17 protein-coding genes and 1 pseudogene are annotated in these 25,295 nt (G+C 69.4%); 6 read left to right on the top strand and 12 right to left on the bottom strand.

The window, feature by feature from the left end; genetic code table 11:
• Positions 1-6 precede the first annotated feature (6 nt).
• Together PV762_RS20200 and PV762_RS20195 are read left to right on the top strand one after the other, a co-directional pair.
• Positions 7-1,620: a GGDEF domain-containing protein gene (locus PV762_RS20200; RefSeq protein WP_421036790.1), complete on the top strand. Its 1,614-nt coding sequence runs from the start codon at positions 7-9 to the stop codon at positions 1,618-1,620.
• Between the two features lie 469 nt (positions 1,621-2,089).
• Positions 2,090-2,512 (top strand): type II toxin-antitoxin system VapC family toxin, encoded by a 423-nt coding sequence (locus tag PV762_RS20195; RefSeq protein WP_421036789.1) that lies wholly within the window; start codon positions 2,090-2,092, stop codon positions 2,510-2,512.
• Between the two features lie 12 nt (positions 2,513-2,524).
• Here the strand turns inward: PV762_RS20195 and PV762_RS20190 are convergent, their stop codons facing one another.
• The 3 genes from PV762_RS20190 to PV762_RS20180 form a co-directional block, all read right to left on the bottom strand.
• Positions 2,525-3,817 carry an RNA polymerase sigma factor gene (locus tag PV762_RS20190; protein WP_421036788.1) on the bottom strand — a complete coding sequence of 431 codons (1,293 nt, stop codon included), beginning with the start codon at positions 3,815-3,817 and terminating at the stop codon, positions 2,525-2,527.
• A gap of 69 nt (positions 3,818-3,886) precedes the next feature.
• Complete coding sequence (locus tag PV762_RS20185) at positions 3,887-4,297, bottom strand: VOC family protein (RefSeq protein WP_421036787.1); 411 nt, start codon at positions 4,295-4,297, stop codon at positions 3,887-3,889.
• A 154-nt stretch (positions 4,298-4,451) separates the two neighbouring features.
• Entirely contained in the window at positions 4,452-4,817 is a 366-nt protein-coding gene (locus PV762_RS20180; RefSeq protein WP_421036786.1) for a YciI family protein, read from the bottom strand.
• 125 nt (positions 4,818-4,942) lie between these two features.
• Between PV762_RS20180 and PV762_RS20175 the strand changes: the two genes are divergently transcribed.
• From PV762_RS20175 to PV762_RS20165, 3 genes and pseudogenes are all read left to right on the top strand, one after another.
• A complete protein-coding gene (locus tag PV762_RS20175; RefSeq protein ID WP_421036785.1) occupies positions 4,943-6,082 on the top strand; it encodes a sensor histidine kinase in 1,140 nt (379 codons plus the stop codon).
• Between the two features lie 52 nt (positions 6,083-6,134).
• A pseudogene (locus tag PV762_RS20170) lies at positions 6,135-6,958 on the top strand (LytR/AlgR family response regulator transcription factor).
• 93 nt (positions 6,959-7,051) lie between these two features.
• On the top strand, positions 7,052-9,523 hold the full coding sequence (locus PV762_RS20165) for a hypothetical protein (protein ID WP_421036784.1): 2,472 nt from the start codon (positions 7,052-7,054) through the stop codon (positions 9,521-9,523).
• 167 nt (positions 9,524-9,690) lie between these two features.
• Here the strand turns inward: PV762_RS20165 and PV762_RS20160 are convergent, their stop codons facing one another.
• Entirely contained in the window at positions 9,691-10,938 is a 1,248-nt protein-coding gene (locus PV762_RS20160) for a nucleoside recognition domain-containing protein (protein WP_421036783.1), read from the bottom strand.
• Positions 10,939-11,160: 222 nt separating this feature from the next.
• On the opposite strand from PV762_RS20160, the gene PV762_RS20155 reads away from it, so the two are divergent.
• Positions 11,161-12,585, top strand: coding sequence for a hypothetical protein (locus PV762_RS20155; RefSeq protein WP_421036782.1), 1,425 nt, complete (start codon positions 11,161-11,163; stop codon positions 12,583-12,585).
• Here PV762_RS20155 and PV762_RS20150 read toward each other — a convergent pair.
• From PV762_RS20150 to PV762_RS20115, 8 genes are all read right to left on the bottom strand, one after another.
• Entirely contained in the window at positions 12,530-13,522 is a 993-nt protein-coding gene (locus tag PV762_RS20150; RefSeq protein ID WP_421036781.1) for an HD domain-containing phosphohydrolase, read from the bottom strand. The genes PV762_RS20155 and PV762_RS20150 overlap by 56 nt on opposite strands.
• A gap of 4 nt (positions 13,523-13,526) precedes the next feature.
• Complete coding sequence (locus PV762_RS20145; RefSeq protein WP_421036780.1) at positions 13,527-16,610, bottom strand: MHYT domain-containing protein; 3,084 nt, start codon at positions 16,608-16,610, stop codon at positions 13,527-13,529.
• A gap of 196 nt (positions 16,611-16,806) precedes the next feature.
• A complete protein-coding gene (locus tag PV762_RS20140; protein WP_421036779.1) occupies positions 16,807-17,589 on the bottom strand; it encodes a MetQ/NlpA family ABC transporter substrate-binding protein in 783 nt (260 codons plus the stop codon).
• A gap of 118 nt (positions 17,590-17,707) precedes the next feature.
• A complete protein-coding gene (locus PV762_RS20135) occupies positions 17,708-18,397 on the bottom strand; it encodes a methionine ABC transporter permease (RefSeq protein WP_421036778.1) in 690 nt (229 codons plus the stop codon).
• On the bottom strand, positions 18,394-19,401 hold the full coding sequence (locus PV762_RS20130; protein WP_421036777.1) for a methionine ABC transporter ATP-binding protein: 1,008 nt from the start codon (positions 19,399-19,401) through the stop codon (positions 18,394-18,396). The genes PV762_RS20135 and PV762_RS20130 overlap by 4 nt, the downstream gene beginning before the upstream one ends.
• A 172-nt stretch (positions 19,402-19,573) precedes the next feature.
• On the bottom strand, positions 19,574-20,161 hold the full coding sequence (locus PV762_RS20125) for a hypothetical protein (RefSeq protein ID WP_421036776.1): 588 nt from the start codon (positions 20,159-20,161) through the stop codon (positions 19,574-19,576).
• Between the two features lie 91 nt (positions 20,162-20,252).
• Entirely contained in the window at positions 20,253-21,128 is an 876-nt protein-coding gene (locus PV762_RS20120; protein ID WP_421036775.1) for a carbon-nitrogen hydrolase family protein, read from the bottom strand.
• Positions 21,125-25,207: a YhdP family protein gene (locus tag PV762_RS20115; RefSeq protein WP_421036774.1), complete on the bottom strand. Its 4,083-nt coding sequence runs from the start codon at positions 25,205-25,207 to the stop codon at positions 21,125-21,127. Before PV762_RS20115 ends, PV762_RS20120 begins: the two co-directional genes overlap by 4 nt.
• Positions 25,208-25,295: the final 88 nt, after the last annotated feature.

Below are 25,295 nucleotides of genomic sequence, written 5' to 3'. Positions count from 1 at the left end.
CCCGTCTTGGACCCGCATTCCGCCATCGCCCAACAAGCCCGCGCCGCGCTGCAGGCCGGTGACGCCGTCGCCGCGCAGTCGCCCGGCGAGGAGTGGCTGCTCCTGGCGCTGGAGGAGGGCGACGACGCGCAGCGCGCGCAGGCGCTGCTGCATCTGGCGCGCTGCGACCGCGTGCTGCACCGGCCCGGCGAAGCGCGCGCGCGCAGCGAGCTGGCGGCGCGGCTGTTCCGGCAGCAGGGCGACGCGGTCGGCGAGGCCGGCGCGCTGTCGGTGCTGGCGCACAGCGCCTCCACGGCAGGACACCACGAGGAAGCGATCGAGGCGGCGCTGCTCGGCCTGAGGCTGGCGCAATCGCGCGGCGACGGCGCGGCCCTGGTGGTGGCGTTGCAGGACCTGGGCGCCTGCCACGTGTGGGCGCGCAATTTCGACAAGGCGGCGGAAGTGCTGCGACAAGCCGTCGACGCGGCCAATGCGAGCAAGCCGCGGCTGTCTCCGCTGATCGCCTGCCTGTGGCTGGCGCTGGGGTCACTGCTGGCCTATGCGGGCGAGCGCGAGCAGCGCGGCCAGCTGCCGCCGCTGGGCCCGCTGGAGGGACATCTGATCAATGCGCGTCACCTGCTGTCCGAAGGCGACGCCGAGGCGAATTGCTGGTGGACTTTGATGCAGACGATGGCGCAGATATGGAAGGGCGCGACGGCCTATGCGCAGCCGGAGCTGCAGCAGACGCTGGCGCAGTTGCCGGAGCAGGAGCGTCACTGGTTGGTCGCACTGGCGGGCTGGGTGCAGGCGGAACTGGCCTGGGCGCGCCGCCTGTGGCCGCAGGCGCGGCGCGCGGCGGCGCAGACGGTGACGGCGGCGGACGCGGTGCAGCACGAGCCGCTGGCGCAACTCGGCGAGCTGATCGCCAGCCAGATCGAGGAACAGCAGGGGCAGCCGCAACGCGCGCTGCAGCGGATGCGCGCGTTGCGCGAGCGCGAGGCGCGCGTGCGCATCGCCAGCCTCGCGAGCCGCGAGGCGACGGTGCAATGGCAGCTCGACGCGCGCCGCAGCGAGCGCGACCGCGCGCAGCTCGCGGACGAGGCGCTCCGGCTGGAGAAGCTGTCGATGGAGGATCCGCTGACGGAGCTCGCGAATCGCCGCAGCTTCGAGGATCACGCGCGGGCGCAGCTCGCGGGCAGCGGCGTGGTGAGCCTGGCGCTGATCGACGTCGACCACTTCAAGCAGGTCAACGACCGGCACTCGCACCTGGTCGGCGACCAGGTGCTGAGCGAGATCGCGCGGCTGATGCGACAGCACGTGCGCGAGCACGACGTCGCCGCGCGCCTGGCCGGCGACGAGTTCGTGCTGCTGCTGCGCGGCGCGACCGAGGACATCGCGCAGCAGGCCTGCCTCCGGCTCGACGAGGCGGTGCGCAAGCACGACTGGTCGGCGGTATCGGAGGGCCTGCAGGTGAGCATCAGCATCGGCGCCGCACAGCGCCAGGAGGGCGACACGCTGGAGACGCTGATGGCGCGCAGCGACGCCGCGATGTACGCCGCCAAGCGCGAGCGCAAGAACGCCGCGATGGCGGGCACCTGGCTTACCGACGAGAGCGAAGGCGAGGGCGATTCGCCGGATTGATCATGCGCGTCGACAGCGCGCATTCCGATCAGATACACAAAAACTTGCGTGGCGATTCCGCCGAAAGGAAGCCGTGGGTCGAAGTCGACCCCTCCGATCCGAGCCAAGAATGAAGGCCTCTTCTGCAATTGCCGTTAGGAGGCTTCATGACTCTGCTGATGGACGCTGCGGCTCACAACACGCCGCTGCCCCCACCCAACTTCGCCCGTCCTGGATCGAGTGACGAATGCCTTCGACGTGATTCCGGGGCCGTACTCCATCACGGCCCGGCGTCAGCTCGAAGCAATCAATCGCCTCATCCGTCTTCGTGAGGAGGGGCGTTTCACGCCTCCGCCAGTCGGCGCGGGCAAGGGGCACATGCGCTACGACGCACCTGAACGAATGCTCGCGATCTACTCGAAGCACCGTCAGCTCCTGGAGGAGCCGCGGGGTGGCGGCGATGTCGTGGCGTGGACTCGGGAGACTCGCGATGAAGACCGTGGTCGTTGACTCGAATGTGGCGCTCGGGTGGCTGGCGCTGCGCAAGGACAGTGAGTCGCTCCACCGCTATGCCGGGCGCCTGGCAGAAGCATCGGCGACGAAGGAGGCTCGCCTCATCGCGCCCTATGTCTTCACCGCCGAGTGCGCCTATACGCTGCTGAAGCGGGGACGCGCACAAGGCTGGCCCGAGGAGGAGCTGCAGATGTACGCGGAGCTGCTCGACTTCTATCCGATTGCGATGGACGAGGATGTCATGCCGCTTCCGGAGCAGGTGGAGTTCGCCTTGCAGCACAACGTCCAGGGCTTCGACGCGCTGTACCTGGCGCTCGCGATTGAGAGGAATGCAGCGCTCGCCACGGCGGACAAGGGGCTGCGGGCCGCCGCGGAACTCGCCGGTGTTGAAGTGTTCTGACCCGCAGGGGCCTCAGTGCCCCTGCTCCCTCGCCCGCTTGAGCAGCAACTCCTTTTCGCGCTCGTTCCCGGTCATCGCCGCGGCGCGTTCGAATTCCTCTTTCGCCTCGGCGTTGCGGCCGAGCTTGGACAACAGGTCCGCGCGCACGCTGGGCAGCCAGTGGTACTGCTTCAGCGCGGGCTCCTCCCTCAGGCGGTCGACGATCTCCAGACCGACCGCGGGTCCGAAGGCCATCGACAGCGCCACGGCGCGGTTGAGTTCCACCACCGGCGACGGCTGCCGCAGCGCCAGCGCCTCGTAGAGCGCCGCGATGCGCGGCCACTCGGTGTCCTCGGCGCGGCGCGCCCGCGCGTGGCAGGCCGCGATCGCCGCCTGCAGCGCGTACGGCCCCAGGCCGTGGCCGTCATCGAGTTCAGCCGCCAGGCGATCGGCCGCCTCCAGCGCCGTCAGGCCGCGCTCGATGGCCGCCGCATCCCACGTCGACCGGTCCTGCTCCAGCAGCAGCACCGGCTGTCCCTGCGCATCGACGCGCGCCGGGGTTCGGGAAGACTGCAGCTCCATCAGCGCCAGCAGCCCCAGCACTTCGCCCTCGCGCGGCGCGAGCTTCACCAGCATGCGCGTCAGCCGCAGCGCTTCGTCGCACAGGTCCTGGCGTATCCAGCGCTCGCCGCTGGTCGCGGCGTACCCCTCGTTGAAGATCAGGTAGAGCACTTCCAGCACGGCGGCCAGCCGCTCCGACAGCGCCTCGCCGCGCGGCAGCTCGAACGGCACGTTCGCCTCGCCCAGCGTGCGCTTCGCGCGGACCAGCCGCTGCGCCACCGTCGGCTCCGACTGCAGGTAGGCACGAGCGATTTCGCCCGTCGTCAGGCCAGCCACCATCTTCAGCGTCAAGGCCACGCGCGCTTCCAGGCTCAGCACCGGATGGCAGGCGCAGAACATCAGCCGCAGCACGTCGTCGCCGATCTCGCGCGCCGCGCGATCGTCATCCAGACGCTCGACGAAGTCCGGCACGATCATCGCCTCGCGCGCGTCGAGCTCATGGCCGAGCTGCTCCAGCTTGTCGCCGCTCAGCTTCACATGGCGCAGCCGGTCCAGCGCGCGGTGCTTGGCCGTGGTCATCAGCCAGGCCGCGGGTTTGTCCGGCAGGCCCTGCCGGGGCCAGGTCTCCAGCGCGGCGACCAGCGCGTCCTGCGCCAGCTCCTCCGCCAGCGGCACGTCGCGGGTCAGTCGCGACAGGGCGCCGATGATCTTGGCGGACTCCTGCCGCCAGACGGTCGTGATCGCGCGATGGGTCTCGTCGGTCATGCGCGCGATCGTACGGCCTCGGAGGCGGGGATGCCGCTCCGCATGCCGGGCGATCGCGCCCGTCCGGACTCAGGCGCCTGGGAACTGCGTGATGTCCATGTACATCAGCTCCCAGATGTGCCCGTCCGGATCCGCGTACGCCTGCGAGTACATGAAGCCCATGTCCTGCGGCTCGCGCGGCACGGTGCCGCCGGCAGCCAGGGCCTTGGCGATCAGCTCGTCCACCTGCGCCTTGCTCTCGCAGGACAGGCAGGTCAGCACCTCGGTCGCGGCATGCGCGTCGGAGATCTTCCGCGGCGTGAAGGTCTGGAAGAACTCCTCGACCAGCAACATCGCGTAGATGTCGTCCGAGATGACCATCGACAAGGCCTGCTCGTTGGAGAACTGCGGATTGAACTCGTAGCCCATCGCGGCGTAGAAGCGCTTGCTGCGCTCGACGTCCTTGACGGGCAGGTTCACGAAGATTTGCTTGTGGCGCATGACGAGGCTCCAGAATCGGGTGGGGGGGAATGCGGAGAAGGTCCACATGTCCACGACGATCCGGCCGCGCCGGTTTCGACAGGCCGGCGCGCGGTCCTCGAAAAATCCTCCAGAAGCGCCGGGCGCGCCGGATGTTCAGGAAGCGCCGGCAGCTTCAGGCCTTGGACTCGGTGTAGCAGGGCACCATCGAACGGACCTCCACCGTGCACCACTCCGCCGCCGGGCATTCGCGGGCGATCGCGAGCGCTTCCTCGCGGGTCTTCACGTTCAGCCAGAAGAAGCCGCCGACCATCTCCTTGGCCTCGGCGAACGGGCCGTCGATCGTGGTCATGCGGCCATCGCGCTTCGCCACGCGCGTGGATCCGTTCACCGACTGCAGCGACTGCGCCGCGTGCAGCAGGCCCTTGGCCTGCAACTGGTCTGCATAGGCGGTCATGCGCTCGTAGGACTCGCGGCCCTGCTCCGGCGTGCGCGCCTCTCGCTGCCCGACAGGTTCGTTGATCAGCAGGATGTAGCTCATGCGGGTCTCCGTGGAATGCGTCCGGCGGATTATTGGCCACCCGGCGCTGTCGATCCATCCGTCACGCCGTCGATCCGTCGTCTCCCCCGTCCGGGGGACCCCGGCGTCTCCCTACACTGCGCCGCATGACTCCCGCTCCGTCCCGTCCCCTCTGGCGCGATGCCCGCCGGCTGCGTGCCTCCTGGCATGCCTGGCTGAGCAACGATGCCCGGCCCAGCGGCCCCGCTTGGCTGCAGTGGATCTGGACGGTGCTGTTCTCCTGCGCGCTGGCGGTCGGCTTCACGGTCCTGGGTTTCGTCCTGAACGCCCGCACCGCCCGCTGGACCGATCCCGCGATCTGGGCCTGGTGGTACTGGAAGAACGTCATCGTCTGCCTGACCATCGGCCTGCTCATCCAGACCCTGTTCACCGTCCTCGTGCCGCTCTTCGGCGGCCGTCCCCGCATCCGCGCCTGGGCGAACTGGAAGCGCACGGTGTTCTTCTCCGGCGTGCCGCTGCTGGGCGTGCTGATCGGCTGGGTGCCGGGCATGTGGATGGCGGGACTGGCGGGCTGGGTCCGGTTGGACTGGTCGCAGGGCGGGAAGATCATCGGCATCACGTCCGCGCTGTCGCTGTGCATCACCTTCGTGCTGCATCACTGGTTCGCGTCCAGGAACCGGCAGCTCAACGCCGAGCGCCGCGCCACCGAGGCGCAGTTGCGCCTGCTGCAGGGACAGATCGAGCCGCACTTCCTGTTCAACACGCTGGCCAACGTGCAGTCGCTGATCGACTACGACGCGCCCAAGGCCAAGGAGATGCTGGGCGCGTTCACCGCCTATCTGCGGGCGTCGCTCGGCGGTCTGCGCCGCGAGACCGGGCCTCTGGACGACGAGCTGTCGCTGGCCGCCGCCTACCTGACGGTGCTGCAGACGCGGATGGAAGACCGGCTGCGTGTCGAGATCAGCGCCTCTCCCGAGGCCCGCGTCGTCCCGCTGCCGCCGATGCTGCTGCAGCCGCTGGTCGAGAACGCGGTCCATCACGGCCTCGAACCGAAGATCGAGGGCGGCACCGTGCGCGTCGACGCCGCGTTGACCGGCGGTTTCCTGGTGGTCGAGGTGCGCGACGACGGCGTCGGGCCCGGTGCCTCGCGCCGCGCCGGCAACGGCATCGCGCTCGTCAACCTCCGCGAGCGCCTGATGACGCACTACGGCGACCGCGCGTCGCTGACCCTCGAAGCCGCCGAACCGGGCTGCCGCGTCACGCTGCGCGTGCCGCTGGATGTCTGATCCCGCCGACCGCCGACCGCCGACCGCCGACCGCTACGCCCAGTCAACGATCATGACCGTTCCCACCTCGCCCACCGCTTCCGCCACATTCACCGCGCTGATCGCCGACGACGAACCGCATCTGGCTCGCGCGCTCGCCGCCCAGCTGGGCGTCGTCTGGCCGGATCTCGACATCGTCCACATCGCCCGCAACGGCCAGGAGGCCGCGGAGCAGATCGCGGCGCTTCAGCCGGACCTGGCCTTCCTGGACATCCAGATGCCGGGTCTCACGGGACTGGAGGTCGCCGAAGGCATCGAGGGCGGGACGCGCGTCGTCTTCGTCACCGCCTATGACCAGTACGCGGTGCAGGCCTTCGAGCAGGAGCGATCGATTACGTGCTCAAGCCTGTCGAGGCGGACCGGCTGGCCCGCACCGTCGGACGGATCCGTCGCGCGCTGACGAAGCGGGCGGCGGGCGTGGCCGATGACAGCGGGGACGGCGTGGACGCCCGGCTGCTCGCCGCGCTGCAACGCCTGCATGCGCCGGGCGGGGCGATGTCCAGGCCGGTCGGACCGCTGCGCTGGATACGCGCGACGCAGGGCGACCTGATGCATCAGGTGCCCGTCGACGAGGTGCTCTTCTTCCGCGCCGACGACAAGTACACCTGCGTCCAGACCGCGACGACCGAATACTTGATCCGTACCTCGATCCACGAGCTCGCTGGACAACTCGACGGCGAGCGCTTCTGGCAGGTGCACCGCTCGACGATCGTGAACCTCGACCACGTGACCGGCACGCGGCGCGACGAACTGAGCCGCCTGTTCGTGCGCGTGCGCGGTCATGCGAGCGAGCTGCCCGTGAGCCGGGCCTACGTGCATCTGTTCAAGTCGATGTGAGTCGTCCCGTCCGACGCCTGGGAGCGGCGGGCGTCTCGCAGCGGCGGTGTTCGCCGACTCAGTGGGGGTGCTCAACTCACTGGATGAACGCCCATGTCGCTCAGGAAGCTCCTCCCGGCTGCCACTGGTCTGTGCTTGGCGGCGTATGCCACCGCCTCGCCTGCCGGGGAATTCGGCAAAGAACTGCTCGGCGGGGACGTACCCGGCTGGGCGCTGGGTCATCACAGATGCCAGGCCACGCTGATCTCGCCCCGGATGGCCCTGGCCAACGCACGATGTGTGAAGGCCTATCCGTCGGAGATATTCCTGCACTTGGACGACATGACACGCGCCAAGGGCACGGTGATCGCGCCGGCCACCGTCAGGGGGCCGCACGACGACATCGCCGCGATCGTGCTGGACCAGGCCGTCGACAGGCCGCTGGTCCCCATTCCGTCGTACCGGAGCGAGCAGCAGATGGTCGTCGAGGGGACGCCGCTGACTGTCTATGGACCGCTGAATCGAAGTGCGCCCTTCGACTGGCGTAAGCCCATCATGAAGGCCGAACCTCTGGGCGTGATTCGCTATGACTACTTCAGGGGCGTCGGAGGTCAGGTGCCGTTTGAGCCGGTGGCACCGGCCAGCGTCGCCGACTCCTTCCGGATCTGGAACTATGGCAGGCCGACGAATGCCGTCCTGGCGGACATGTTGGGCCACGCCGACTCGGTGATCGCCATCCCGCCTTGGCTCACCCGCGACGGTGCGATGTACTACTTTCCGCTCGACAACCGGGGCGGCGCCATCCTTGCGGGCAAGGGGGCGGCACAGGGCCTCGTGAGTCTGTCGACCGAATCGCAATTCCACGTCAGGGTCAGCAATTTCTGGCCGCGGGCATACCGGATCATGCTCGATCACGGTTTGCGTGAAGACGCGCTGTCCCTCGCGCTTCGCGTGTTGCATCCTTTCAATGGCGCCGACGGCCACGCCGCAGCGAAGGATTGGCGCGACTCGATGCGTGAATTGCCTCTGGGCAGCATATGGCCCCGCGAGCACAAGGACTCAAGGAAGATCGAGTTCTTCCGACTGGTGAAGGCTTCGCCGGATGGACGTCCGGGCCCGTTGCCACCCGGCTCGCGTGACGGCAACGGATGGGAATACCTGGGCGAGGAACTGCCCAGCCTCGCTTCGGCGACGACCCCGTTTCGTGGCTCGCCGCTGGCAGCGCCGGACGACGGGAAAACGCCGATAGGGACCATGGCCGTCAATGTGCGTCGGGCCGACGGTGGCGTCGAGTACTACCGCCTGCTGGCGATCGGCAACGATGGCAGATTGGCCCCCTTTCCGCGGCCGGGGCAACAGAGCCGTCATTGGGCCTATGCCGGAACCAATCTCACTGCCGTCAACTTGTCCAGGGACATCGACTTCCAGCAGAGCCTGCATCTGGACCAGTCCCGGCCGCCGATCCGAGTCGCGAATGAGGCGTGTGAGGGCGCGCTGATCTCGCGTCGCGCGATCATCACCGCGGCAGACTGCGTCGCGGACGGCGGGCCGACTCGATTCAAGCTGCTGGAGACGGGAGAGATCCTGGTCGGCAAAGGCTTCCGTTCGCAAGCGCCGGCTGACACGACCGGACTTACGGGTCTTGGTCTGGTGGTCCTCGATGATCCCGCATCCTTGAAGGATGGGCAGCGTCCCTATGTGAACAGCTATCAGCTGGAGCGCCAACTCCTGTCCGCCAGCGTTGGCGACAAGCTTCTGCAGCAACGGATGCCCATGACCAAGGAGGATTGGGAACAGCAGCTTGTCCTCTTCAGCTATCGAGCGCGGGCGACGGTCCGATACGGTCGTCAAGTCTTGGCGAACCCCTCCTGGACCTTGCCGCGTGGCAAGGTGATGTTCTTGAAGGGGGTCCGCGAAGAGCAAACCTGGGGTCCGTTCGCGGTCATGCGCGACGGCTTCGAAGGCTCGCCGCGCATGAGCCACCATTGGCCGTGGATCTATCGCACGTTGATGAACGCTGGCGCCCGCGAGGACGCCTTGATCCTGGCCTCGCAGGTGCTGAATCCGTGGCAGGACATCGAGCATGCGCTGAGACTGCCGCTGACGCGTCGGCGGGTTCAGCAATCACGGCTGGGCCACCTGCGTCCGGACCTGCTCGACTGGCAGTCGTTCGATCGGCGTGGCGTCGTCGGGCGGGTCTACGCTTACGACAACCCGTGGACGGCGGAGGTGGAGTTCTTTCGCCTCGCCGCCGACCGCGGTTCGAATGGCTACGGCTACTTCCCGATCGACCGGAAGGACAACGAAGAGTGGGAGTACCTCGGGACGGAATTGCCGTCCTGCGACGTGGTGCTGACGCCGGTCAAGGCCGGGTCCCCCGGAGGCAACGGCTCGGCTGGTGAGCTGTTCGTCCACTGGAGCGACGTCAACAGGCGCCTTGAATACTTTGAGCTCGTGGCTCCCTTTGCGGAAGGCGGATACGAGCCGCCGCCCTCCAATGGCACGGACAGCCGCCATTGGCGATATCGAGGGACGGACTTGCCGACACCGCCAGCCGATGAGGGCGGGCCCGGTGGATGCGCCTGACTTGCGCGCGAGCTGCCCGGCCATTCCTGTTCGCAAGGTCTGCGGATTGAACCTGTGCCTGAGTCGACGGGACGAAGCCTGGGGACTCACGCCGTCACGCAAGCAGGGGCGCCAGAGGTGCTGGGAGAGAGGGGCCGCCGTGGGCGCTGAAGTTCGCCGACTGACGCTCACTTGAAGAACCAGTACCCCACCAGGATCGCGCCGACCAGGCCGACCACGTCGGCCAGCAGCCCGCAGGTCAGCGCGTAGCGGGTCTTCTTGATGTTGACGCTGCCGAAGTAGACGGCGAGCACATAGAAGGTGGTCTCGGTCGAGCCCTGGATGATCGCGGCGAGCTTGCCTTCGAAGCTGTCGACGCCGTAGGTCTTGAGCACGTCCACCATCAGGCCGCGCGCGCCGCTGCCCGACAGCGTCTTCATCAGCCCGACGGGCAGTGCCGGCACGAAGTCCGTCGGCAGGCCCAGCGCGGCCACGCCGGCGGCGATGCCCTGCACGACGAACGCCATGCAGCCCGTGGTGCGGAACACCGAGATCGCCACCAGGATCGCGATCAGGTAGGGAATGATCTGGATGGCGACGCCGAAGCCCTCCTTGGCGCCTTCGACGAAGGACTCGTAGACATTGATGCGACGCCACGCGCCGACGGCGATGAACGTCGCGATGATGCTCAGGATCACGCCGCTGCCCAGCAGGCCGATGTACTGCGACATCACCTCCGGCGGGTAGCTGTGCAGCCAGCCGAACACGGCGGCCATGATCGCGATGAAGCCGCCGACGAACACCAGCACCGGTGCGCTGAACAGGTTGATGCGCTGCACCCAGGCCACCGCGATCAGGCCCGACATGAAGGAGATGAAGGTCGCCACCAGCGTCGGCAGGAAGATGTCCGCCGCGTTGAAGCCGACCAGACCCTGGTCCACCGCCATCGCCTGGCGGATCGCGATGACCGAGGTCGGGATCAGCGTGATGCCGGCGGTGTTCAGCACCAGGAACATGATCATCGCGTTGCTGGCGGTGTCCTTCTGCGGGTTGAGCTCCTGCAGCTCCTTCATCGCTTTCAGGCCCAGCGGCGTGGCGGCGTTGTCCAGCCCGAGCATGTTGGCCGAGAAGTTCATGACCATCGAGCCGCCCGCCGGGTGGCCGCGTGGCACCTCCGGGAAGATGCGGCCAAAGAACGGGCCCATCGCGCGCGCGAACAGCTGGATCACGCCGGCGTTCTCGCCGACCTTCATCAGGCCCAGCCACAGGCTCATCACGCCGACCAGGCCGAGCGAGATGTCGAAGCCGGTCTTGGCCGTGTCGAAGATGCCGGTGAGCACCTGCGTGAAGATGGTCAGGTCCCCCTGGACCAGCCGCGCCAGCGCGACCGCGAAGCCGATCAGGAAGAACCCGATCCAGATGAAGTTGAGCACCATGGGCGCGCATTATTCCGGCCCCGCGCGCGCCGGGCCGCCGCGACTGGGGATTGCGAGCATCACCTTGTGGGGGCGGGTCATAACCGGGGTCGTCCCTTGACGCCATGCTCGACGCTGTTCCCGGAGCTGGCCTGGCTGCGCTTGCTCCGGACACGGGGGGACCGGCACGCGCATGCAACGGCCTCGATCCGCGGTCGGACGCTCGATGTGAGGCGGTGCCGGATGGCGCCGGCCAAGGTCGAGGCCATTGAGGCGAGGGGCGCGTCTTCGAAGAATGGCCTCGCCCTCCAGCCCGGAGGGATTGGAGTGCCACCGATGACTTGCATCTTGAGATCCCCTCCCGATACGCGCCCCGTCCCGGATGCGCGCCTGAGCCGCCGTGACGGCCGACGCTGGCTCGCGGCTGCCGCGCTGAGCGTCCCCGCATGGGTGGCCGCCGCGCCGCAGGCCGATTACCGGATGGCCGCCTGGGCCCTCGGCGTTGAGGACTGTTCCGCGACGCTCATCACCTCGCGCATCGCGTTGACGACGAGCCGATGCGCCGATCGCGCAAAGTTCCCGGTGAGCGGCCTGGCGCTGAGCTTCACGCAACGCCAAACCGGGACTGCCTTTCCCGGACAGGTCGTGATGCATGCCGGGCTGGCGGAACTGCCGCCCAGCGGGCTGGCGTTGATCGCCCTGAACGCGTCGTCGGCCGCCGGCACGACCGGTGCGCCAATTGCGAGCTATGTCCAGGAAGCGGGACTGCTCAAGGACCCCAAGCCAGGCGCCACGCGTGAGCAGGGTCGCCGGCTCTATGCCTTCGCCACTTCGCGCGTCGACGGCTACGCCTGGGTCTACGGCGAAGGCGCGCGGGATCGCAGCTTCGACGACATGCGATTGCCGCTCACCTATCGATCCCTCGCGCGCCTGAAGTCGACCGAGCGGGGACGCTTCCAGCATTCGGGCCTCGATGTGCACTGGGACGACCTGTTGGGGGAGCGGGTGCAACGCGCGCTGCGGGGGTGGAAGGACCCCTCGGCCGACGAGCTGCTGATCCCTTTGGCCGGCACGATCGCGGACGGGATGACCCATCGTCGCCGCCCTCCCCCGATGCCGGGTTGGGGGCAGATGAGCTCGCCGTTCCGGTCCACCGACGAAGGCAGCGGGCTGCTGGCCACGGCCCGGCCGGCCGGCGATCTGGCGGTGGACGGCAAGCTGGTCGGGTTGGCCGGCGGCGGCGGCCTGCTGCACATGCGGCTGAGCGCCCACTGGCCCGCGATCTATCGGGCGATGATCGAGCAGGGATGGCGGGAGGATGCGGCACAGGTGGCCGCGCAGGTGTTGAACCTCAAGGCCTTCGAAGAGGCGCGCACCGGCAAGCCCGGACAGTTCTACTCACTGCCCAACCCGTCGACGGGCGAGGTCGAATTCTTCCGGCTGCGCCGGGTGGAGGCCGACGGCACCTATCCGGCACGACCGTCGCATGGGCAGGCGGACGACTGGTGGGAGTTTCTCGGGACGGAGCTGCCGACCCGCGCGTGGGTGATGAAGCGGCAGGCGGAGGATCGCGCGGCCGCAAAGGCGTCGGGTGTCGCGACGAACTCGCCGCTCACCCCTCTTCCAGGAACCGCTCCCGTACTTCCAGCACCTGCGGCAGCACGCTGATGAACTGCTCGACCAGCGCCGGATCGAAGTGCCGCCCGGCCTGGGCGCGCAGGTGGTCGACCGCCTGCTCGATCGGCCAGGCCGGCTTGTAGGGCCGGATGCTGGTGAGCGCGTCGAAGACGTCGGCGATGGCGACGATGCGGGCTTCCTGCGGAATCGCCTCGCCGGCCAGGCCTTCGGGATAGCCGCTGCCGTCCCACTTCTCATGGTGACCCAGCGCGACGCGGCGCGCCAGGCCCAGCAGCCCGGTCGTCTGGTCGCCGAGGATCTCGGCGCCGATGGCCGGGTGGCGGCGCATCACCGTCCACTCGGCTTCGCTGAGCGGCCCCGGCTTCTGCAGGATCGCGTCGGGAATGCCGAGCTTGCCGACGTCGTGCATCGGCGCCGCATGCAGCAGATCGTCGGCCTCCTGGTCGGTCCAGCCGGCGGCCAGCGCGAGCAGCTGGGCGTAGTGGCTCATGCGCACGACGTGCCAGCCGGTCTCGTTGTCCTTGTACTCGGCCGCGCGGCCCAGGCGCTGCACGATCTGCAGCCGCGTTTCGCGCAGCTCGTCGGCGCGCACCAGCGACAGGTGCGTGCGCACCCGCGCGCGCACGACCGGCGGGCTCACCGGCTTGGCGATGTAGTCGACCGCGCCGGCCTCGAAGCCCTCGGTCTCGTCGCGCGAATCGGCCAGCGCGGTGACGAAGATCACCGGCGTGCGCTTCGTCGCGGGCAAGGACTTCAGCACCCGGCAGACATCGAGACCCGACATGCCCGGCATCATGATGTCGAGCAGGATCAGCTGCGGCGATTCGGTTTTCGCCAGTTCGAGCGCCTTCTGCCCGTCGCGCGCGAACAGCAGCCGGTAGTCGTCCTGCAGCACGTGCCGCAGCACCTGCAGGTTGGCGGGCTCGTCGTCGACGAGGAGCAGCTTGGGGCGATGGTCGGCGGTCACGGTGTCATCCTCGCTCACCCGAGGCCGCGGCGGACGCCGTGCTCAGTTGCGTGCGCAGCGATTGGAGCAGCAGCAGCGCCGCGTCGAAGTCGAAATCATCCAGCGCCTGCGCCAGCGGAGCGACGCGCGCGGCGCCGAGCGCGCCACGCAAGGCGGCCAGCGATTCGTCGTCGAGCTCGCTGCGTTTGAGCGCCGCGGCGAGTCGATCGATCAGCGTCTTCTTCGCGCGCAATTCCTGCGCCACGGCGACCGCGGTCGCGGAGGGCTCCGGCAGGGGCATGGACGCGCTCGCCGCGAAGTCCGACGGCGTGCCGTCGAGCTCCGCCACCGCGTCCAGCGTGTGTTGCAGCGCCAGCGCCAGCGTGTCCACCAGCGCCATCAGGTTCTCTTCCTTGCCGAGCCGCAGCGCCGTCTCGACCGGCTGCGCCGCCGCGAGCAGGTCCGGCATGGCCAGGCTGCCGGCCACGCCGCGCCAGCGGTGCACCAGCCCGCGCATCTCGATCCACTGCCGGCTGTGCGTCAGCTGGTGCAGACGGGCGACGCCTTCGCGCTGTTCCTCGGCGAAACGACGCAGGCCACGCTGCCACGCGGTCACACTGCCCCAGAGGCGCAGACCCTGCTGCCAGTCCAGCGGTCCCGCCGTCGCGCCGGCCATGCGCGCGTCGGTCGAATGACGCGTCGTCGGCGCCGGCCCGGCCAACGCCGGCGAGCGGCCCGGCGTCAGGCCCAGCACGCGGGCGATCTCGGCGAACAGGCGCGCCGGCTCCACGGGCTTGACCGCGAAACCGTCCATGCCGGCGGCGAGGGCCGCCTGACGGTCCTCCTCCAGCACGCTGGCGGTCAGTGCGACGACCGGCGTGTGGCCGCGGCCCTGCGCATGTTCGAAGTTGCGGATCCGGCGCGTCGCGCCGAGACCGTCCAGCCCGGGCATGTGGACGTCCATCAGCACCGCGTCGAAGCGGCCGTCGGAGAAGGCCTTCAGCGCCTGCAGGCCGTCCGAGGCCAGGGTGACCTGATGGCCTTCGCGGCCCAGGATGATCTGCAGCAGCTCGCCGTTCTGCGCGACGTCGTCCGCCACCAGCAGGCGCAACGGCGGCAGCGTGACGGCGACTTCGGTTGCGTCGGCCTCGGCGCGCGCGGCGTCGCCCGCCGCCAGGGGCAGCCAGACGTGGAAGATGCTGCCCTGGCCGACTTCGCTCTCGACGGTGATGCGGCCGCCCATGCGCTCGACCAGCTGGCGCGAGATCGTCGTGCCCAGGCCGGTGCCGCCGAAGCGGCGCGTCGTCGAAGCGTCGGCCTGCGCGAAGGCGTCGAAGATGCGGTCCAGCCGGTCGGCGGCGATGCCGATGCCGGTGTCGATGACGGCCAGGTGGATGTGGCCGCTCTCCTGGCGCATCTGCAGCGTGACCAGGCCGCGTTCGGTGAACTTGATCGCGTTGCCGACCAGGTTCAGCAGCACCTGCTGCACGCGCAGCGGGTCGCCCTTGAAGAAACGTGGCTCCGCGCTCGGGTAGTCGAGGTACAGCGCCAGGTTCTTGCGTTGCGCCAGCAGCTTCAGCGAGTTCAGCGCCTGCTCGCACACCGTGCGCAGCGAGAAGTCGACGACCTCCAGTTCCATCGCGCCCTTGTCCAGCTTGGCGGTGTCCAGGATGTCGTTGAGCAGCGAGAGCAGCGAGCGCGCCGAGCCCCGCACCGTCGTCAGGTGTCGGCGCTGCGAGTCGGTCAGCGTGGTGTCCAGCAGCAGTTCGGTGAAGCCCAGGATGGCGTTCATCGGGGTGCGGATCTCGTGGCTCATGTTGGCCAGGAAAGCGCTCTTGGCCGCGGCGGCGGACTCGGCGCGTTCCTTGGCGTCCTCAAGCTGGCGTTGCAGGCGCTTGGGCTCGGTGATATCGAGGATCACGCCATCGATCCACTGCGCCGCGCCGCGGGCGTCGCGCACCGCGCGGCCGCGCTCGGAGACCCAGCGCTCGCCGGCCTCGCGGGTGTGGACGCGGTACTCGATCGAATAGGGCGCGTCGGCGGCCACGGCCGTTTCGACCGCGGCGTTCACGCGTTCCTGGTCATGGCGATGGATCAGCGCGGCGAAGTGCTGGCGGCAGTCCAGGAAATCCTGCGCGGGCCAGCCGGTCAGTTCCTCGACGGCGTCGTTGATCAGCAGCATCGACCAGTTGTCGTCCATGCGGCAGCGGAAGGTCACGCCGGGGCTGTTGGCGATGACGGTGCGGTACTTGGTCTCGCTGTCGCGCAACGCCTGCTCCATGGTGAGCATGCGGCGGCGTTCGTCCATCAGGTCGGTGTTGAGCCGGCGCAGCGCCAGCAGGCCGTTGGCGCCGGCGGTGATGGCGCTGATCGCCAGCGTCATCACGGTCACGGCGAGCGCGAGCCAGCCGGCGTTCTCGATGCTGCTGTTGCAGGGGCCGTCGCCCAGGCCGACGAAGCGCGCCGCGCCCATCGCCGTGTAATGCATGCCGGCGATGGCGCAGCCCATCACGACGCCGCCGAGCGCGATGGCCCAGTGGCGGGGGATCCTGCCGGCCAGGCCGAATCGGATCCACAGGGCCAGCATCGCCAGCAGCACCGCCACGACGATAGAGGCGCCGAACCAGACCGGGTCGTAGCGCAGGGCGACGCTCATCTCCATCGCCGCCATGCCCATGTAGTGCATGGCGCCGATGCCGGCGCCGACCAGCACGCCGCCGACGATCAGGCGCCAGACCTCCAGCTGATGGCGAGCCAGCAGCGCCAGCGCGACCCAGGACGCCACCAGCGCCGGGGCCATGGACATCGCGGTGATGTGGGCGTCGAAAGCGATCTGGGCACAGAGCTGGAAGGCCAGCATGCCGATGAAGTGCATCGACCAGATGCCGCCGCCCAGGGCCAGCGCGCCGGTGGCGAGCATCAGCTGGCGGCGCCAGCCCTTGGCCGGCTTGGCCATGCCCGCGACCTGCAGCGCCAGCGCCGAGGTCAGCGAGGCGACCGCCAACGACAGCAGCACCAGCGGCCAGTCGTAGCGGCCGGTGAGCAGCAGCGTCGGGGCGCCGTCCCGGAACAGGAAGAACTGCGGCAGGGCCGCGAGGAGTTCGGTCACGGAGGGGGCAGGTCGTGCGCTCGCGCGAACGCAGGACCTGGGCATGGGAGGAGTCCGCCATGGTGCCAAGAAGCGTCGTTCGCCATACGGCACAAATGCGCGGCATCCCGCCCGCAAATGAAAGCGCCCCGCGTGTGCGGGGCGCTAAGTGGCGGATATCGCCCAAACCTGCCCGACCTCCCGGTCGGATCCGGTCTTAGAACGCGGGAACGACCGCGCCCTTGTACTGCGTCTGGATGAAACGCTTGACCGCCTCGGTCTGCAGCGCGGCCGCCAGCTTCTTGACGGCCGGGGCGTTCTGGTTGTCGTCACGCGTGACCAGCCAGTTGGCATACGGCGACTCGCCGCCTTCGATCGCGAGCGCGTCCTTGGACGGATTCAGCTTCGCTTCCAGCGCGTAGTTCGTGTTGATCAGCGCCAGGTCGACCTGCGGCAGGATGCGCGGCAGCGTGGCGGCCTCGATCTCGCGGAACTTCAGCCTCTTCGGGTTGTCGGCGATGTCCTTGGTCGTGGACAGGATGTTGGCCTTGTCCTTCAGCTTGATCACGCCGGCCTTGTCCAGCAGCAGCAGCGCGCGGCCGCCGTTGGTCGGGTCGTTGGGGATCGCGACGGTGCCGCCTTCGGGCAGCGCGGCCAGGCTCTTGTGCTTGGTCGAATAGGCGCCGAAGGGCTCCACATGGACCGCCGCGACAGCGACCAGGTGCGTGCCCTTGCCCTTGTTGAACTCGGTCAGGTAGGGCTTGTGCTGGAAGAAGTTGGCGTCCAGGCGCTTCTCGGCGACCTGCACGTTGGGCTGGACGTAGTCGGTGAAGACCTTGACCTCGAGCTCGACGCCCTGCTTGGCCAGCTCGGGCTTGATCAGGTTGAGGATCTCGGCGTGCGGCACCGCGGTGGCGGCGACGGTCAGCTTCTCGGCGGCGGCGGTGCCGGCGGCCGCCAGCGACAGGGCCGCGACGGCGGCGGTGAACAGCTTCTTCATGGGTAAAACTCCTCTGAGGGACGGTGCCGGAAGCCTGCTTGGGGCGTCCGGCGATGAAAGGGGGAGGCGGGGTTCTGAGCGAGCCAGGCTCGCGGTGTGGCTCGGCGGATGGCGATGGCTATCGGTGGGACACGCGAGCCACGAGCCAGTCGCCGAGCATCTGAAGCAGTTGGACCAGCACCAGCAGCATCACGACGGTCACGACCATGACCTCGGTCTGGAAGCGCTGGTAGCCGAATCGGATGGCCAGGTCGCCCAGACCGCCGCCGCCGATGACGCCGGACATCGCCGTGTAGCCGACCAGCGTGATCGCGGTGACGGTGAGCGCGGAGACGAGGCCCGGGAGCGCTTCGGGCAGCAGTCCCTGCCAGACGATCTGGCGGGTGCTGGCGCCCATGGCGAGACCGGCTTCGACGATGCCGCGATCGACGCCGCGCAGGGCGGTCTCGACGAGGCGCGCCAGGAAGGGCGTCGCGCCGACGACCAGCGGCGGGATCGCGCCGGCCACGCCCAGCGAGGTGCCTGTGACCAGCAGCGTGAACGGGATCAGCACGATCAGCAGGATGACGAAGGGCAGCGAGCGCAGCACGTTGACGACCAGGGACAGCAGCGCGTACACCTTCGGCGATGAGACCAGCCGGTCGCGGTCGAAGAGGTAGAGCGCGATGCCCAGCGGCAGGCCGAGCAGCGTGGTGAACAGCAGCGATCCGCCCAGCATCAGCAGCGTGTCGCCGCCGGCGGTGGCGATCTCGGGCCAGTCGATGGCGCGGAGCGTGTCCAGCAGGGAAGGGGTGGCGGCGAGGCTCATGCGCGCAGCTCGTCGACCTGGACGCCGCGATCGGCCAGCAGTTGGCGCGCGGCGGCACGGTCGCCGCCGCTGACGGTGATCGTCAACTGCCCGTAGGGCTGCTTCTTGATCCGGTCGATGCGGCCGGCCAGGATGCCGAAGTCCAGATTCGCGTGGCGGGCGACCTCGCCCAGCAAGGGCTCGTAGGTGCGTTCGCCGAAGAAGGTCAACCGCCAGAGGCTGCCCGCGACATGCGCGTGGTCATCGCGTTGCTCGCCTTCGTCGACATGTTCCGAGGCCAGGACGAAGCGCTTCGCCGTGCCCGAGCGCGGGTGCAGGAAGACCTGCGCGACCGGCCCCTGTTCGACGATGCGGCCGGCTTCGAGCACGGCGACGCGGTCGCAGACGCGGCGCACGACGTCCATCTCATGCGTGATCAGCACGATGGTCAGCTTGAGCTCGTCGTTGAGCGCCGCCAGCAGATCGAGGATGGACCGCGTGGTCTCGGGATCCAGCGCGCTGGTGGCTTCGTCGCACAGCAGCACCTGCGGGTCGAGCGCCAGCGCACGGGCAATACCGACACGCTGCTTCTGACCGCCGGACAACTGCGCCGGATACTTGTCGGCCTGGTCGGCGAGGCCTACCCGGGCCAGCAACGCCCGCACGCGCGGAGCGATCCGGGCGGCGTCCCAACCGGCGATGCGCAGCGGCCAGGCGACGTTCTGCGCCACGGTGCGCGAACTCAACAGATTGAAGTGCTGGAAGATCATCGCGATCTTCTGGCGGGCGGCGCGCAGGGCGGCGGCGTCCAGCGCCTGCAAGTCCTGACCCCCGACGATCACCTGACCGCTGTCGGGACGCTCCAGCAGGTTGATCACGCGCAGCAGCGTGCTCTTGCCGGCGCCCGAAGCGCCGATGATCCCGAACACCTCGCCCGGTTCGATCTTGAGGTCCACGCGCTGGAGCGCCGGAACACGGCGACCCTCGACGTCATACGATTTGTGCAGGCTTTGAAGTTCGATCACGGGAAGAAGAAGGACGCTAGCGGCAGGTGACACCCGTTGCCGTCATGCGCCTCTTTGGGGCGGAAACCGTGATGCTTAGGGATTACCCGGCGTTTGGCAAGCAATCAATGCTTATATGCATATGCTGGGGTGGGAAATCTGCTGAATTCGTATAACGGGAAGGGCGACTTTCTTACGTCGGCAGAGCGAGCGAGGCCAACTCCCGGACAAGATCCGCAATGTTGTTGCGCAGCGCGGATTCCGTGGCAATGCGCAGCTGCTCGCTCGGGTTCAGGCTGTCGTCGATGCCCGCCTTCTGCGTCGTGCGCAGCGTCCGCTGATACAGCACCTTGCCGCCACCGGCGGCGCGTTCCGTCAGTGTGTAGCGGACGGAGAGGGCGACCTCAGGAAGCACCGGCACGTTGGGCTGCGCCAGCGCCAGGACTTCGACCTTCAGCTGATAGCGCCCCGTGTCGGGGACGTCGGGCATCAGCCCCAGGCGCCGCAACGACTCCTGGTAGGTCTGGTTCAGCGTCATCGCGTTGATCCGGCTGCCCCACCACATCGAGGTCTCCTGGCCGCCGGTGACCGGCAGCAGGTCGATGTTGCGCCGCAGCTGCGGACTGAGCCACGAGCGCAGCTGCAGCGAGTCCATGTCCGTGAGCGAGGACTCCAGCGGACGGGCCGGCGTGCCGCATCCCGCCAGCAGCGCGCAGGCGCACGCCGCGGCAGCCAGCACGGCCAGCGCGGAACGGGAAGGAGCGGGACGACGGTCGATCATGCCGGGCATCTTGCCTCCGCGAACCGGGCATCGATCGCCCGAAGTGGACCGCTTTCGAGGCCCAGTGTCCGGGCCTCACGCCGTTCGAGGGTCAGAGGCGCCGATGCTGCAGCGCCGGCAACTGCTCGCGCACTTGCGCGATGCGCGCGGGATCGACCTTGGCCATCGCCAGCCCTTCGCCCTCGGGCACGCAGGCCAGGACCTCGCCCCACGGGTCGACGATCATGCTGTGGCCCCAGGTGCGGCGGCCGTTCTCATGCGTGCCGCCCTGCGCAGCCGCGATGACGTACGCCTGGTTCTCGACCGCGCGGGCGCGCAGCAGCAATTCCCAATGCGCCTGGCCCGTCGTGAAGGTGAAGGCCGCCGGGACGCTGATGAGGTCGAGCGGACGGTCGCCGCTGAAGCTCATCGCGCGATACAGCTCCGGGAAGCGGAGGTCGTAGCAGATCGAGAGCCCGACGCGCAGCTCAGGTCCATCGGGGATCGCCGCGTCGACCGTCACCGGCGCCGCGCCGGCCTCCAGGACACGAGCCTCGTCGTAGCGCTCGCGGCCGTTGTCGTAGCAGAAGAGGTGGAGCTTGTCGTAGCGCGCGCTGAGCGAGCCGTCCGGCGCGAAGACGCAGGTGGTGTTGCGCACGCGCTGCGCGGGCGGGGTCGCGCCGTCGATCGCCATCGGCAGCGTGCCGCCGAAGATCCACACGCCGTGCTCGCGCGCCGCGCGGCTGAGCGCGCCCTGGATGGGCGCGTCGAGGTCGCCGTGACGCTCGCCGAAGGGCAGCTTGTCGGTGTCCTTGTGGCCCATCAGGCAGAAGTACTCGGGCAGCGAGACCAGCGCGGCGCCCTGCCGGGCGGCTTCGCCTATCCAGTGGCGGGCGCGTTCGAGGTTCTCTTCCAGCCGGGTGCCGGAGACCATCTGGATCGCGGCGACGGTGACCGGCGATCCGGCGGTCGTGGATGGCGTGCTCATGGGGCGGACTCTCCTTGCGCGGTGGCCGTGCTGTTGTAGCTGCCCTGCGGCTGGGCGCGGCGCTGCAACTGCTCGATGCGGGGGTCGGACCAGGTGCCGGTGACGCGGAATTCCTCGCTGCTGGCGGCGGCGAGCGGCTTGCGCAGCAGCCACTGCGCCAGGAAGGCGCCCAGCCCGATGGCGGGATTCACCGCGGCATAGGCGAGCGCGGCGCCGCCGGCGTTGATCTCGGGCAGCACCAGGACGTGCAGGTCCTGGGTCTCGGCGGCGAGGTCGGCGCTGCCTTCCATCAGGACCGCGGCCTGCAGGCCTTTCATGCGGAGGTTGTCGCTGCGCGCCACGCCCTTGCCGATCTTGATGTCGCCGGTGACGTTGTCGAACGCGAAGCCCTCCGAGAACACGTCGCGGAAGTCCAGCATCAGCCGCCGCGGAATGGACTGCAGGCTGAGCACGCCCAGCAGCCGCCCGACACCGGGCTCGGCCTTCAGGAACTGCCCCTTCTCCATCGCGACGTTCAACTGGCCGCCCATGCTGGCGTAGTCGGGCGACAGCGGCGAGCCCTGCCAGGACACCTGCCCGGTGAGCTCGCCCTTGCCGCCGCGCAAGACCTGGCCCTGGCCGAGCCGCTCCATCAGCTTGCCGGCGTCCGCGACCTCCAGCTTCCAGTCGAGTTCGGTCCGGCGCAGCGTCTTGCCGGGCTCGGGCGCCCACTTGCCGGAGGCGCTCAGCGTGGCGTCCGGGCTCTTGAGCAACAGCCGGCCCAGGCGCCAGTCGCGCGCGTCGTTCTGCTGCTGGGCGTCGATCTCGAGCCTGCCCAGCCGCTTGCCGCGCAACTCGAAGTCCTCGACGACGATGTCCAGGGTCGGCACGGAGCGCGGCTGCTTGTCGAGCAACTGCTCGACGCCGTCGACGTCGCTGCGAGGCACGGACAGCCGCGACAGCCGCGCGTAGACCCGGCCCGGCTGGTTGGGTTGCTCAGGCCGGACTTCGATGAGGCCGCTGAGCTGTTGCGCATCCATCGAGACGCGCCATCCCGCGCCGGCGTCATGCGAGATCCCGGCCGTGACGGCGTTCAACGTGCGGCCCGAGAGCTGCAGCGTCTGCGCCTTCAGGGTGAACTGCGACGGTGCATACCCGCCGTCGGCCATGCCGTCGGTCGCGCTGTCGAGCGCCGAACCGTCCTTCGCGCCGGTCAATCCCGGCAGCGCGGTCTGCCAGGCGTCGGCGTTGAACTGCTCGAAGGTGGCGCGCGCCACGACGCCCTGCGGGGGCAGCTCGGGCAATTTCTCGCGCACGGCGACCGCGCCGCGCAGGACCTTGGCCTCGTGCGTCACGTCGCGCTGGTAGAGCGCCTGCACCGGACCGGCCTCGACGCGCAGTTCGTCGCGCTGCGAGCCGGCCGGCGCCGCCACGGCGCGCGTGACGATGCGCAGGGGCCAGGTCTCGTCGACGGTCTTGCGCATCGGCGCCGGCAGGTTCACCGCGATGCCTTGCATCGGGCTGGCGACGGTGACCTCCGTCTGACCGCCCTTGAGCACGCCGAGTTCGAAACGCAGCGAGGTCTGGCCCGTCATCACCGAGGCGACCTGCTGCAGGCCCAGTTCCGGCGCGTTGCGCAGCGCGTCGGCCGTCACCGTGCCCAGCGCGGCGAAGCGCATGGCGCCGTCCGGCTGGCTGCCGCCGTCGAAGGTCGCATCGCCGCCCAGCACGCGCGCCTGGCCGTTGCGGATCTGCAGGCCCTTCTGGTCGAAGCTCACCAGCGCCTTCGCCTGGCCGAGCATCGGGGTGTCGGGCCGAATGCGCACGTCGTTGCCGGTCAGCGTGACCAGGCCCTTCACCGTCGTGTCGTCGATGTGCATCAACGGCAGGCGCAGGTTGAGCTTCAGCGCCAGCGGGCCGGTGGCGGTGGTGTTGTCCAGCACGTGGCTGGTCAGCGCCGCGACCGGCGAGTTCTTCACATAGCGCAGGCCGTCGACCAGCGCGCCGCGCGCCTGGCCGTCGATCTCCAGCACCGGCGCGTGGTGGTACAGGTCGGCGATCGCCCCCTGGACGTTGAAGACCTCCACGCCCATCAACTTCGTCCTGGCGTTGCGGATGCTCATCGAGGCGCGGTCGAAGATCAGTTCGGCGTCCAATTGCTCCATCACGGGCCAGGGCGACTGGAAAGCGGGACGGTCGTCCTCCGCCGGATGGCTGGGCACGTAGGCCAGGGTCAGGTTGCGGACCTGTCCGGCCACGCGGAACTGGCCCTTGCTGCGCGGCGCGTCGAAGGGGAAATCGAGCAGGTCGCCCTGCAGCCGCACCTGGATCTTGTGGACGGTGCCGTCGCGGATGGCGTCGCGGACATACCGCCGCGCCTCGTGGCCCATCGAGGCGGGCAGGTAGCGCAGCACGCGCGGCGCCTTGATTTCCTCGATGCGGCCGGTGAGGTCCAGCCTGCCGGCGTCGTGCGGGCGCTTGCCGTCGCCGCTCTGCCAGGCGCCGTCGATCTCGGCGCGCAGGTCGTCGTTGGCGAAACGGACGCCGTTGAACTGCACCGACCAGCGCGTGCGAGGGGCGTCCGGGGCGGACGCCGCGCTCGCGATCGAGGCGGCCGCGAGCGGGCCGGCGGCGGGCGTGGCGGCCGGCGCGCGCTTGCCGCCGGCTGGTACCGCCGGACGTTGCGCCTGCCAGCGCAGGGTGGCCTGTGCCTGCTTCAGCGGCACGGACGGCTCCTCGAAGACGCCGGGCAGTGTCACTTCGCCGTTGTTGATGGCCAGGGTGGCGGTGCCGCCCTGCTCGTTGGCGTCGAACTGCAGGTCGGCGCCGCTGACGCCGGGCCGGCCGGTGGGCGGCGCGGACCCCGGATCGGCAGGCGGCTCCGGGGTCGCGGCCGTCAGGTGCAGCCCTTGCAGCTGACCCTTGGCGCGGTAGCTGCGCGGCGCGTCCAGCGGGCCGTCCCAATGGAGCTGCAGGGCGTTGAGCAGACCGGCGGGTTTCATGTCGGCGATCTGCTGGCGTTGCGTCTCGGCCAGCGGCAGCCGGGCGAGGATCTGGGCCCCGAGGGTCAGGTCGAGCTGCTGCGCCTGGAAGTCTCCGCCGGTGAGCCCGCCGGTCTTGGGATCGCGCTTGACCTCGAGCGCCCAGTCCGAGCGCGGCCAGTCGAGGCCGTCCCCGGCCTGGAAACCGAGCGCCTGGGCTTCCAGCGACAGCGATTGCGGCGTCTGCTTCAGCACCAGCCGGCCGCCGATCTTGGCGAGCGCGAGCTCCGGCAAGCCCGGCGCGACGCGCAGCTTGACCGCGCGCAGGCCCATGTCCAGGGTCAGGCTGCGCGGCTCGCCTCGGTCGACGTCCAGCCAGGCGCGCAGCGCGCCGTCGCCTTCGTTGAGTTCGAAGGGCAGGTCCACATAACGACGCAGCTCGCTGACATCGGTGCGCGGCAGATGGCCGAAGAGCTGACCGCTCCAGCGCTGGACCGCGCCCGGCCGGTCCAGCAGCGACTGGGTGAACTCGCCGCGCAGCGTGAATCGCTCGCCCCAGCCCGCGGGCGGCGTGGCGTCCAGCCGCAGCCGGTGGCGGCGCAGGCCGTTGCGCAGGACGAGGTTCAGGTCGAAGAGCTCCAGCGGCGGTGCCGCGCGCAGCTCGTCGACCCAGCGGATGCGGCCGTGCAGGATGACGAACTCATGCTGCTCGAAGAACCAGTCGGCGGCGTCGTCGGAAGCCTGGGTGTCCGAGGGGCCGTCGACGCTGAGCCCGGCGATGAAGACCCGGCCCTTGGCGTCGCGGCGCAGCAGCAGCTCGGGGCTGTCCAGCAGCAGTTGCGAGAAGCGCAGTTCGAAGGCCAGCAGCGAGCGCGGCGACAGCGCGGCGCTGACGCGGGGCAGATGCAGCGCTTCGTGACCGGAGGCGTCGACGACCCGCACGTCGCGCAGGTCCAGCTTGGGGATCCAGCCCGAGGAGGTGGCGCTGATGGCGCCTATCCTGACGGGTACCCCCAATGCCTGGGTGGCCTGCTTTTCGAGCTCGGGTCGCCAGTCGTCGATGTGGGGCAGAATCGCCCAATGCAACGCCAGCCAGGCCGCGATCAGCAGGGAAAACACCCCTGCCGAAGCCACACCGAGCCAGAGGGCGCAACGTGCCCACCAGCGTCGTTTCGCGACCGCGGAACCGGAGTCAGGACTGGTGGCG

The organism is Mitsuaria sp. CC2 (assembly GCF_048957715.1).
Classification (GTDB): domain Bacteria; phylum Pseudomonadota; class Gammaproteobacteria; order Burkholderiales; family Burkholderiaceae_C; genus Roseateles.
Note: the sequence above shows the minus strand (reverse complement) of the source record. Positions and strands in the feature narration are given on the sequence as shown.

Excerpts from the sequence above, each read along its gene's own strand:
- PV762_RS20135 (WP_421036778.1), bottom strand. The coding sequence starts at position 18,397 with ATGAGCCTCGCCGCCACCCCTTCCCTGCTGGACACGCTCCGCGCCATC.
- PV762_RS20140 (WP_421036779.1), bottom strand. The coding sequence starts at position 17,589 with ATGAAGAAGCTGTTCACCGCCGCCGTCGCGGCCCTGTCGCTGGCGGCC.
- PV762_RS20160 (WP_421036783.1), bottom strand. The coding sequence starts at position 10,938 with ATGGTGCTCAACTTCATCTGGATCGGGTTCTTCCTGATCGGCTTCGCG.
- PV762_RS20165 (WP_421036784.1), top strand. The coding sequence starts at position 7,052 with ATGTCGCTCAGGAAGCTCCTCCCGGCTGCCACTGGTCTGTGCTTGGCG.
- PV762_RS20190 (WP_421036788.1), bottom strand. The coding sequence starts at position 3,817 with ATGACCGACGAGACCCATCGCGCGATCACGACCGTCTGGCGGCAGGAG.
- PV762_RS20180 (WP_421036786.1), bottom strand. The coding sequence starts at position 4,817 with ATGAGCTACATCCTGCTGATCAACGAACCTGTCGGGCAGCGAGAGGCG.
- PV762_RS20155 (WP_421036782.1), top strand. The coding sequence starts at position 11,161 with ATGGCGCCGGCCAAGGTCGAGGCCATTGAGGCGAGGGGCGCGTCTTCG.
- PV762_RS20125 (WP_421036776.1), bottom strand. The coding sequence starts at position 20,161 with ATGATCGACCGTCGTCCCGCTCCTTCCCGTTCCGCGCTGGCCGTGCTG.
- PV762_RS20195 (WP_421036789.1), top strand. The coding sequence starts at position 2,090 with ATGAAGACCGTGGTCGTTGACTCGAATGTGGCGCTCGGGTGGCTGGCG.
- PV762_RS20120 (WP_421036775.1), bottom strand. The coding sequence starts at position 21,128 with ATGAGCACGCCATCCACGACCGCCGGATCGCCGGTCACCGTCGCCGCG.
- PV762_RS20175 (WP_421036785.1), top strand. The coding sequence starts at position 4,943 with ATGACTCCCGCTCCGTCCCGTCCCCTCTGGCGCGATGCCCGCCGGCTG.
- PV762_RS20185 (WP_421036787.1), bottom strand. The coding sequence starts at position 4,297 with ATGCGCCACAAGCAAATCTTCGTGAACCTGCCCGTCAAGGACGTCGAG.